Origin of the sequence: Spirillospora sp. NPDC046719, assembly GCF_040645715.1 — a bacterium.
Taxonomy (GTDB): Bacteria; Actinomycetota; Actinomycetes; order Streptosporangiales; family Streptosporangiaceae; genus Spirillospora.
On sequence record NZ_JBEYYT010000358.1, the window covers coordinates 1 to 10,036 of the forward strand.

Sequence of the window (10,036 nt, forward strand, 5' to 3'; positions counted from 1 at the left end):
ATAGCCCTCCTCCTAGCCCTGACCTGACTCCCCCCACCCCCCCCACCCAGCCCCCCCCCCCCCCCGCCGGGGCCCCCCCCCCCGGCTCCTTTCTCACCGGAGTCTCACTGGAGACGGAGACGGATGTGGAGATCGAGACCATGGCGAAGACGACGCTGGAGACGAAGACGGTGAAAGACGGAAGCCGGGACGGCCGGTCCTGGGACGGCGCGCCGCCGCCGAGCGGAAGGGCCTTTCGGGCGCCGGGCAGGGCGCTGCCCGCGGTGGCGCTCCTCGCCGCCGGATGCGTGGCGGCCGCCGGGATGCCGTCGGCGCACGCCGCACCGGCCGGGACCCGTGCCGCCACGGCCGCGCCCGGCCGGACGGCCGCCGCCGCGGCGCGCGCCGCCCGGCCGCGGATCGGGAAGGTGATCGCCACCATCTCGATCAAGCGGATCCACCTGAAGATCAAGGTGCGCGAGGGCGTCTCGGAGCGCGTGCTCAGCAAGGGAGTCGGCCACTACCCGAGGACGGCCCCGCCCGGGACGCTCGGGAACACCGTCCTGCTGGGGCACCGCACCACGTGGCTGCACCCGTTCGGTCAGCTCGACCGGCTGCGGCGCGGCGACCGGATCGTCCTCAAGGCGCACCACAAGACCTACGTCTACCGGGTGCGCGGCAGGCACACCATCGTGCCGACCGACCGGCGCGCGCTCGAACCCGTGCCCTTCAAGCCGGGAAAGGCGCCGAACGGGCAGTACGTCACCCTCATCAGCTGCACCCCGAAAGGCTCGGACCGGCACCGCATCGTCGTCGTCGGGAAGATGGGGAAATGACGCCGCTCGGCGAGCCACCGAACGGGCGCGGAATCGCGGTCAGGCGGACGAGCGCGCCCCGTACAGCGCGATGAGCCCGTCGTAGTCGCCCTTCCCCAGGGTGGCCGGGTCGTCGTCGCACGCCGCGACGGTCGGCGCCATCGTCAGCTCGGAATGCTGCGACCCCTCGACGTGCCCGAGGCCGAGCATGTGGCCCGTCTCGTGCGTCGTGACGGCCGCGGCGTCGTAGCTGCCCGCCGGGCAGGACGAGCCGTCCTGAGGGCCCGGCCACCACTTCTTCCCCTGCTCCTGGAGCGCGGTGTCGCTCTCGATCGTCGTCTCGCCCCGGAACCAGGTGCAGGTCGCCGCGAGCACGTCGGGCTCCGCGCCCGGCATCGCCTCCCAGCCCGAGACGTTCGTCCCGTCGCGGTCGCCGCAGACGGCGGCGGAGGTCACGTTCGGCGCCGTGGCCGTCTGGCCCGCGTACTTCGCCGAGACGTCCGGCAGCGGCGCGAACGCATGGGACGGCGTGCAGTCCGTCCTGGCCTCGAACACGTTGGAGACCCCGGCCGACACCCCCGAGCTCGGCAGCCCCGCCGTCCCCGGGTAGTAGTGCCACTCGATCGTGGAGCCCTTCGGCCACTTGCTCGGTTCCTGCTGGTAGGCGCCGTCCTGGCAGGCCTCCATCGGCGCGCGGAACTCGCGCGGCCGGCCCTGCGGCACGCGCGTCCCGGTGGTGGTGAGGGTGATCTCGCCCTTCGCCTCGTCCACCCCGACGCGCAGCTCGGACGCGCCGTCGGTGCGCAGCGCGTGCGCGGTCACCGAGGTGCCGTCGGACGGGACCGTCGCGGCCAGCCCGTTCTCGCCGCGCACCACCCGGCCGCGCAGGTCGCACTCGGAGATCTTGATCTTCTGCGGCATCGCCCGCGCGGTGAGCGCCCCCTCCGGCGCGCACCAGCCGGGCGGGCGCCGGGCCGGCGACGGCTCGGCGGCCCCGGCGGCGACCGCCGCGGCGGTGATCGCGCCCCCGGCGACCGTGCAGGACAGGGCCGTGGCGGCGGCGCACCAGGCGCCGGTGCGCCGCCCGCGTCCGGCGGGCGTGACGTCGTCCATGCCATTTCTCCGATGTGTCGGGTACAGCCTTTCGCGCTCCAGCCGTCAGTCTTTCGCGGTGCCGGAAAAGGCAAACCGGTACAGCCTAAAATGATCACCACAATGCGAATATTGCCATTGTCAAATAGGCGGCCATCTGCGCATCTTCCGGAAAATGGCGGACGGAGTTCCCGGTGCCGCACGGTCAGGGCCGGGCAAATCGCCGTCCATCATTCGGCAAACGTGTTTACCAGTGCGCAGTACGGAAAAATCAGGAGGTAATCAGGCAACTCGGGGGTGTTCAACGTGCAGGTGCAGACACAGGTGCGGGAACTCATGGGCATGAGCGTGACCGACACCCACGGCGCCAAGGTCGGCACGGTCAAGCAGGTCTACCTCAACGACGACTCCGGTGCGCCGGAGTGGGTGACGGTGCACACCGGATGGTTCGGGATGCGGGAGAGCTTCGTCCCGCTGTCCGGCGCCCGCAAGGCCCAGGACATGCTGCAGGTCCCCTACGACAAGGAGACGATCAAGGGCGCGCCCAACGTGGACGCCGACGAGCACCTCTCGCACGCCCAGATCGTCGACCTGTACCGGCACTACGGCGTGCGCCCTCCGAGCGGCCGCCGCACGGAGGGCGAGGGCACGGCCGAGGGACGCGCCGAGGGCGGCACGGGCCGCGGCGCGGACACGGGGACGGCCGGCGACCGCGACATGGCCGGCGGGAAGGGCATGGCCGGCGAGCGGGCCGCGTCCGACCAGGGCACGACCGGCGCGCAGGGCAGGGCTCCGTCCGGCATGGCCGGCACCACCGGCGGCACCGGCGGCACCGGCGGCACCGGCGAGGCGGGCACCACCGGTAAGACCGGCACCGGCGCCCCGGGCACCACCGGCACCGCGGGCACCACCGGCGCCGCCGGGATGGCCGTCCACCCCGAGCGGGACAAGCGCGGCGAGCCGCTGCCCGCCCAGCCCGGCGCCCCGATGACCGAGATCACCCGGTCCGAGGAGCGGCTGCGCATCGACACCGAGCGGCACGAGTCCGGCCGCGTGCACGTCCGCAAGTGGGTGGAGACGGAGATGGTCGAGCGGACCGTCCCGGTCAGCCACGAGGAGATCAAGATCGACCGGGAGCCGATCACGGACGGGCGGCCCGGCGTGCAGGTCACCATCACCGAGGACGACCAGGAGATCATCCTCTACGAGGAGCGCCCGGTCGTGGCGAAGGAGACCGTCCCGGTGGAACGGCTCCGGATCCGCACCGAGCAGGTGCAGGACGAGCAGACCGTCCGCGGCGAGCTGCGCAAGGAGCGCGTCGAGGTCACGCGCGACGACGGCACGCACGCCGAGCACGGCGAGGGCGGCGGGCGCCACCCGGGCTGAGCCCCGGCCCCGCACCGCCCGGCACCTCCGAGCACCGGACCGTACGCGCCCGGTCGGCCAACCACCCGCAGGCCGGCCGGGCGCCCCGGTGCGCCCGCCCCCGTCCGGAACGGCGCGCGTCCGGAACGGCGCGACTGGAACAGTGCGCGTCCGGAACAGTGCCCGTCTGGAAGAGTGCGCGTCCGGAACAGTGCCAGGCGTACGATTCCGGACATGCCGACCGTCGCGCTCGCCGTCAGCGAAGGGATCACCCTGTTCGAGGTCGCCGCGCCCTGCGAGGTGTTCGGCGTCGACCGCGGCCTCGCCGACCCCTGGTACGACTTCACCGTCTGCGCCCCCGCGTCCGTCCGGCTCGGCGGCTGGTTCCAGGTGGACGCCCCGCGCGGGCTCGACGGCCTCGCCGCCGCCGGCACCGTGATCGTCCCGGCCTGCCGGAACGTCCTGGAGGAGCCGCCCGCGGACCTCGTCGCCGCGGTCCGCGACGCGCACGACGCGGGCGCCCGGGTGGTGTCGATCTGCACCGGCGCGTTCGTCCTGGCCGCCGCCGGGCTGCTGGACGGGCGCCGCGCCACCACCCACTGGATGCACGCGGCGCGCCTCGCCGAGCTGTACCCGCGCGTCGAGGTCGACCCCGGCGTGCTCTACATCGACGACGGGTCCGTGATGACGTCGGCCGGCAAGGCCGCCGGCATGGACCTGTGCCTGCACATCGTCCGCCTCGACCACGGCGCCGCCGTCGCGAACGACCTGGCGCGGCGGCTCGTCGTCCCGCCGCACCGGCCCGGCGGGCAGGCCCAGTACATCCCCGCGCCCGTCGGGCCAGGCCGCGAGCACGCGCTCGCCGGCCTGCTCCCGTGGGCGCTCGCCCGGCTGCACGAGCCGCTGACCGTCGAGGACCTCGCCCGCCGCGCCGGGATGAGCTCCCGCAACCTGGCGCGGCACTTCCACGCCGTCGCCGGGACGACGCCGCTGCAGTGGCTGCACGCCCAGCGCGTCCGCCGCGCGCAGGAGCTGCTGGAGACCACCGACGACGGCGTCGACGTGATCGCCGCCCGGACCGGCATGGGCACCGCCGCCACCCTCCGCCGCCATTTCCACCGCGTCCTCGGCGTCTCGCCGGACGCCTACCGGCGGACCTTCCGCGCCTCGGCCATTTCCGGCTGATCACCCGGCCGCTCGACCGGTACGGCGCCGGTGCGTAGGTCTCCGGCGCGGGACCGTCCGGTGCGGGCCAGCGCGGCGAGGGTCAGCGCGGCCAGGCCCGTCATGACGAGCAGGAGGACGGGCGGCGGGGCGAGCCGTCCGGCGGCGGCCAGCGGGAACGGCACCGCGAAGCCGACGTAGGAGACGGCCTGGTAGACCGACGTCAGCGCGGCGAGACGCTCCGGGCGGGCGAGCCGCTGCACCTCCTGCAGCCCGCACACCTGGCAGCACCCGTACGCCGCGCCGAGCACCAGCGCCGCCGCGACCACCAGCACCGGGCTGGACGCGGCCGCCGCGCCGGTCGCGACCAGCATCCCGGCGGTGACGAGGCCCAGCGCCGTCATGAGCAGCCGCCACGGCGCGCGGACCCGGCGGGCGAGCGGCTGGACGGCGATCCCCGCCGCGGCCGTCAGCGTCGTGACGGCCGCGCCGAACACGAGGGCGTGCCCGCCGAGGCGGTCGCCGACCAGCCCCGGAAGGTACGCGAGCGCGACCGACGCGGACCCGAACACCCACGGCGCCAGCGGCACGACGACCGTCCGGAACCGGCGCCCGAGCGCCTCGGGGACGCGCAGGGCGTCCCGGAGGCGGTCCGGCGCGCCCGTCCGGCGCCCGGTCTCCGGGGCGCGGGCCGCGAGCGGCAGCGCGAGGCAGGCGAGGAGCAGGTGCGGGACGTACGGCGCGACGGCCGGGGCGGGCGCCCACTGCGCGAGCAGCCCGGCGACCAGCGGCCCGAGCCCGAACCCGACGCTCATCGCGATCGTCAGCCGGCGCGGCGCCGCGCCCGCCGCCGTCGCCGACAGCTCCTTGATCCAGGCCGCGCCGGCGCTGAACGCGGCGCCGCTCGCGACGCCCGCGACGAGCCGTCCCGCGAACAGCCATCCCGAGCCCGTGCCGCCGAGGACCAGCAGGACCGTCCCGGCGGCGGACGCGGCGAGCGCCGGGACGAGCACGCGGCGGCGGCCGAGCCGGTCGGAGACCGGGCCGCCGAGCAGCAGCCCGGGGACGAGCCCGAGCACGTACATGCCGAACGTGGCCTGCAGGGTCGTCGCGGAGAGGCCGAGCCTGGCCCGGTACAGCGGCAGGAGCGGCGCGAACTGCTGCGCGCCCCACCCCACCGTCGCGACGGCGAGCCCGGCCCTCCACCAGGACCGGCCGCCGGTGCCGAAGTCGTTCATGGCGCCATGCTCCGCGGCGGGCCGGGCCCCGCACGAGCGGCTGGAACGACAACCTCCGCGCAGTTTCGGACGCCCGAGGTGCCGGCCGCTGTCGAGTGGGTTGCGCGAGCGGCCACCGGGGTGGATGCAGGGCACGCACGGTCGGGGGCGGCGCGGGAGGGAGCGCGGCCGGGTGTGGCCACTGTGCCGGGACGGGCGGCCGGGCGGTGCGCGGCCGGGCAGCGCAGAAGGCGGGCGGGGCGACCGGCGCCCGACCCGTCCGACCGGCTTATTTCGGCCGATAATTTAAATAGTGAATTTAGCCGCCGTCAAGCCGTCCGGCCCCATGCTTCGACCAAGATCATCGAGGTCGGGCGGGGGGTCCTTGACAGATGATCAAGGCCGGGGGAGGTTCCTTCTGACGCTGCAGCCCGCCGCAGGGGTCATGGCCGTCCGGGCGCGCCGTGACCCCGTCCGCCCACCCGCGGACACGCGCGGGCGCGCGGTCCACCGGGCCGCGCGCGTCGCCGTCGCCGTCACGACCCAGGAGGGATCTTGCGACACCCCCACACCCGAACGGCCACCCGGATCAGGCGTTCACTGATCGCGCTCGCGGTCGCCGCCTCCGCCGTACCCGCGGCGTCCGGCCCGGCCCTCGCGGACGCGCCCGCCTCCGCGCCCTACCTCAACCCGCGGCTCCCCGTCGCCCAGCGCGTCTCCGACCTGCTCGGCCGGATGACGCTCGAAGAGAAGATCGGCCAGATGACGCAGGCCGAACGCGGCGCCATCGACTCCGACCCGAGCCAGATCACCGGGCTCGCGCTCGGCTCGGTGCTGTCCGGCGGCGGGTCCGTGCCGGCCGACAACACCCCGTCCGGCTGGGCCGACATGGTCGACCGGTACCAGGCCGCCGCGCTCAAGACCCGGCTGAAGATCCCGCTGCTGTACGGGATCGACTCGGTGCACGGCGACAACAACCTCGTCGGCGCCACGGTCTTCCCGCACAACAACGCGATGGGCGCCACCCGCGACCCCGCGCTCGTCCGCGAGGAAGAGCGGATCACCGCCACCGAGACGCGCGCGACCGGCCCGCAGTGGGTGTTCGCGCCCTGCATCTGCGTCTCCCGCGACCTCCGCTGGGGACGGACGTACGAGTCCTTCAGCGAGGACCCCGCGCTCGTCATCAAGATGGAGACCGCCCTCGAAGGCTTCCAGGGGCGCACCAGCAAGGACCTCGCCGACCCCGCGCACGTCCTCGCCACCGCCAAGCACTACGCGGGCGACGGTGACACCAAGTACGGGTCGTCCACCAGCGGCACCTACACGATCGACCAGGGCGTCACCATCACCGACCGCGCCCACTTCAACAAGATCGACCTGGCGCCGTACGTGCCCGCCGTCCGCAAGTACCACGTCGGCAGCATCATGCCGTCGTTCTCCAGCGTCGACTGGACCGAGGACGGCGTCGGCAACCCCGTCAAGATGAGCGCCAGCAAGGAGCTGCTCACCGACGTCCTCAAGAAGAAGATCGGGTTCGACGGGTTCCTGATCAGCGACTGGGAGGCCATCCACCAGCTCCCCGGTGACTACGCCGCCCAGGTCCGCACGGCCGTCAACGCCGGCATGGACATGTTCATGGAGCCCTACAGCGCGCCGCAGTTCGAGCAGACCCTCCTCGCCGAGGTGAAGGCCGGACGCGTCGCGACGTCCCGCATCGACGACGCCGTGGCCCGCATCCTCAAGGCCAAGTTCGAACTCGGGCTCTTCGAGCACCCCTACACCGACCGGACCAACATCAAGTCCGTCGGCTCGCCCGCGCACCGCGCCGTCGCCCGCCGGGCCGTCGCCGAGTCGCAGGTGCTGCTGAAGAACTCCGGCCGCGCCCTGCCGCTGAAGAAGTCGCAGCGCATCTACGTCGCGGGCGTCAACGCCAACGACATGGGCAACCAGGCCGGCGGCTGGACCGTCACCTGGCAGGGGGCCTCCGGCAACACCATCCCCGGCACCACGATCCTGCAGGGCATCAAGCAGAACGCCAAGAACGTCACCTACAGCGCCGACGCCTCCGCGCCCACGGCCGGAAGCGACGTCGGAGTCGTCGTCGTAGGCGAGACGCCCTACGCCGAAGGCGTCGGCGACGTCGGCAACGGCCACACCCTCAACCTGTCCGACGCCGACAAGGCCAACATCGACAAGGTCTGCTCCGCCATCGAGAAGTGCGTCGTCCTGGACGTCGCCGGACGGCCGCAGATCGTCACCGACGAACTGCCGAAGATGGACGCGTTCGTGATGTCGTGGCTGCCCGGCAGCGAGGGCGCCGGCGTCTCCGACACGCTCTTCGGGAACCGTCCGTTCACCGGCCGCCTGTCCTACACGTGGCCGCGCAGCGAGTCCCAGGAGCCGATCAACGTCGGCGACAAGAACTACGACCCGCTGTTCCCCTACGGCTACGGGCTCCGCACCGACCGCTGAGCCGCCCGCCCTTCCGGCGCCGCGGGCTGCCCGCCCCGGCGCCGGAAGGCCCGGCCGTCTTCGAGCCCTCGCAAGCATGGGGCCGCACGACCTGCCCGAGCACTGCCTGCCCTGGCCGCTCGGGCCCGCATGCTGAGCGTCCCGTGACCGACTCGCCCGAGGAGCACTCCCTAGCCGGCGGACTGCGGAAGGCTCTCCCTGGCCTTCGCGTAGTCGCCCGTCGGAGCGCCCTCGTCGCGGCGGTAGACCAGATGCACAACGCCGGTCGTGAAGGTCTCCGACGAGATGAGCTGCAGCGGCAGCGGCGCGTCCAGGTCCTCGAACAGCCGCATCCCCGCGCCCACGGCGATCGGATGGACCAGCAGGTGCAGCTCGTCGAGCAGTCCTGCCGCCAGCAGCCGCCGGACGAGCGACACTGACCCGCTGATCGCGATGTCCGACGCCGACGGTTCGTCCTTCAACGCCGTCACGGCCTCGATGAGGTCGCCCTTGAGCCGCTCGGAGTTGCGCCAGGTGAAGTCGAGCTCCTGCGTCGACACCACGATCTTGCGGGCGTCACCGAGCTTCTTGGCGAACGCCGCGTCCTCGGCACCGGCCTTCTCCCGCTCCGGCCACGCACCCGCGAAGCTGTCGTACGTCCGGCGGCCGAGCAGGAGGGTGTCGGCCGAGCTCATCTGCGCGTCGACGGCCTCGCCCATCTGCTCGTTGAAGTACGGGAAGTGCCAGTCCTGCGGGTTCTCGACGACTCCGTCGAGCGAGATGAACAGCCCAGCGGTGATCTTCCGCATCCTGATGCTCCTTGGACGATCGCGATGATTCACGGTGCTCACGGGGTTCGACCCGTGCCGTCCTCAGAACTCATCGGCCGCCCGCAAGGAGGGAGACCGGGCTGGTCAGCGCCGTTCGAGGACGATCCCGAGAACGCGCACGACCGCCGAGGCGCGAGGCCAATTTGGGGTCCTGGCTGGGGCCGCCTAGGGCAGATGGCCCGAGTACATGGCTGACAGCGTGACGAGACCGACCCTGAAGGCGGCGGTGGTCTCCCAGATTCAGTGCAGTCAAGACCGTCAGGAGGCGTGGCGGCTGCGCCGCTGGAGGCGGTGTGTGGCGGGACGGCAGGAGCGGTGGCGCCAGTGTGCCCAAGGCGGTGCGGCTGTGAGGCCAGGCGGTACGGGTCCGGATTTGGTGGCGGGGCGACGGGTGAACTGGTGAGGGATAACGAGTCTCGCGATGACGGGCAAGGGGCGACGGGCGGCGGGCGACGGGCGAGGGGCGACGGGCCAGGGGGGCGAGGCTGCGAGGTGACGAGGTGATGAGGCGGTGAGGTGACGGGGTGGTGGGGCGAGGGGGCGAGGGGGTGGTGGCGAGGCTGCGGGGTGACGGGGTGACGGGGTGACGGGGTGACGGGGTGGTGGGGGCGAGGTGGCGAAGCTGCGGGGAGGTGTCGTGAAACGAGGCCGCTAGGTAGGAAGGCGAGTGTCGTAGGCGGGGTGGTGCGGTGCACGAGGTGTTGGGAGCGAAGCGGTGCACGAGGTGTTGGGGGTGAGCGGTGCGCAACAGTGTTGGCGGGGCGAAGCGGTGCCCGAGGTCTGATCGCGATCTGGTTGGGCGAAGCGGTGTCCGAAGTGTCGTGGGGCGAGGTTGGCTGAGGCTGTGTGGCGCGGCCACAGGTAGGGGTGCTACGTGCCCAGAGGCGAGGCGGTAGTTGGCGCTTGACTGGTGACGGTAGCGAGGTTGGCCGAAGTGTCGGGGGAAGAGAGTAGAGGCCTCTGTGCCGCAAGGCCGAAGCTCAGAGCGCAGGTTCGGAAGTCATGAATATGAGTGTTCGAAAGAATGACAAGAGGGGTGTTCGGGTGGTGGGGTGGCGCTTGCGTACGGGGCCGCCCCTCCAAAGTCAAGGGCGCCTTCGGCGTCGCTTCGCGATGGACTTCG

Annotated in this window: 7 protein-coding genes; 4 read left to right on the forward strand and 3 right to left on the reverse strand. The window is 72.9% G+C overall.

Features of this window, described 5'->3' with window-relative positions; genetic code table 11:
* Positions 1-125 precede the first annotated feature (125 nt).
* Positions 126-815, forward strand: a complete 690-nt coding sequence (locus ABZ914_RS38795) for a class E sortase (protein ID WP_500199473.1) — start codon at positions 126-128, stop codon at positions 813-815.
* 39 nt (positions 816-854) lie between these two features.
* On the opposite strand, the gene ABZ914_RS38800 is transcribed toward ABZ914_RS38795, so the two are convergent.
* Positions 855-1,907, reverse strand: a complete 1,053-nt coding sequence (locus tag ABZ914_RS38800) for a matrixin family metalloprotease (RefSeq protein WP_500199474.1) — start codon at positions 1,905-1,907, stop codon at positions 855-857.
* A 285-nt stretch (positions 1,908-2,192) separates the two neighbouring features.
* Here ABZ914_RS38800 and ABZ914_RS38805 point away from each other — a divergent pair, with 285 nt between their 5' ends.
* Together ABZ914_RS38805 and ABZ914_RS38810 are read left to right on the forward strand one after the other, a co-directional pair.
* Positions 2,193-3,272, forward strand: coding sequence for a DUF2382 domain-containing protein (locus ABZ914_RS38805; protein WP_500199475.1), 1,080 nt, complete (start codon positions 2,193-2,195; stop codon positions 3,270-3,272).
* Positions 3,273-3,485: 213 nt separating this feature from the next.
* On the forward strand, positions 3,486-4,436 hold the full coding sequence (locus ABZ914_RS38810; RefSeq protein ID WP_500199477.1) for a GlxA family transcriptional regulator: 951 nt from the start codon (positions 3,486-3,488) through the stop codon (positions 4,434-4,436).
* On the opposite strand, the gene ABZ914_RS38815 is transcribed toward ABZ914_RS38810, so the two are convergent.
* The gene (locus ABZ914_RS38815) at positions 4,397-5,653 is read right to left on the reverse strand and encodes an MFS transporter (RefSeq protein WP_500199478.1); all 1,257 of its coding nucleotides are present in this window, start codon (positions 5,651-5,653) and stop codon (positions 4,397-4,399) included. The two genes, ABZ914_RS38810 and ABZ914_RS38815, sit on opposite strands and share 40 nt — an antisense overlap.
* A gap of 534 nt (positions 5,654-6,187) precedes the next feature.
* Between ABZ914_RS38815 and ABZ914_RS38820 the strand changes: the two genes are divergently transcribed.
* Positions 6,188-8,104, forward strand: coding sequence for a glycoside hydrolase family 3 protein (locus ABZ914_RS38820; protein ID WP_500199479.1), 1,917 nt, complete (start codon positions 6,188-6,190; stop codon positions 8,102-8,104).
* Positions 8,105-8,274: 170 nt separating this feature from the next.
* Here the strand turns inward: ABZ914_RS38820 and ABZ914_RS38825 are convergent, their stop codons facing one another.
* Entirely contained in the window at positions 8,275-8,892 is a 618-nt protein-coding gene (locus ABZ914_RS38825) for a dihydrofolate reductase family protein (RefSeq protein WP_500199481.1), read from the reverse strand.
* Between the last annotated feature and the right edge of the window lie 1,144 nt (positions 8,893-10,036).

Bases quoted from the DNA above. Each gene is read 5' to 3' on its own strand.
- ABZ914_RS38815 (WP_500199478.1), bottom strand. From the start codon at position 5,653: ATGAACGACTTCGGCACCGGCGGCCGGTCCTGGTGGAGGGCCGGGCTC.
- ABZ914_RS38825 (WP_500199481.1), bottom strand. From the start codon at position 8,892: ATGCGGAAGATCACCGCTGGGCTGTTCATCTCGCTCGACGGAGTCGTC.
- ABZ914_RS38810 (WP_500199477.1), top strand. From the start codon at position 3,486: ATGCCGACCGTCGCGCTCGCCGTCAGCGAAGGGATCACCCTGTTCGAG.
- ABZ914_RS38800 (WP_500199474.1), bottom strand. From the start codon at position 1,907: ATGGACGACGTCACGCCCGCCGGACGCGGGCGGCGCACCGGCGCCTGG.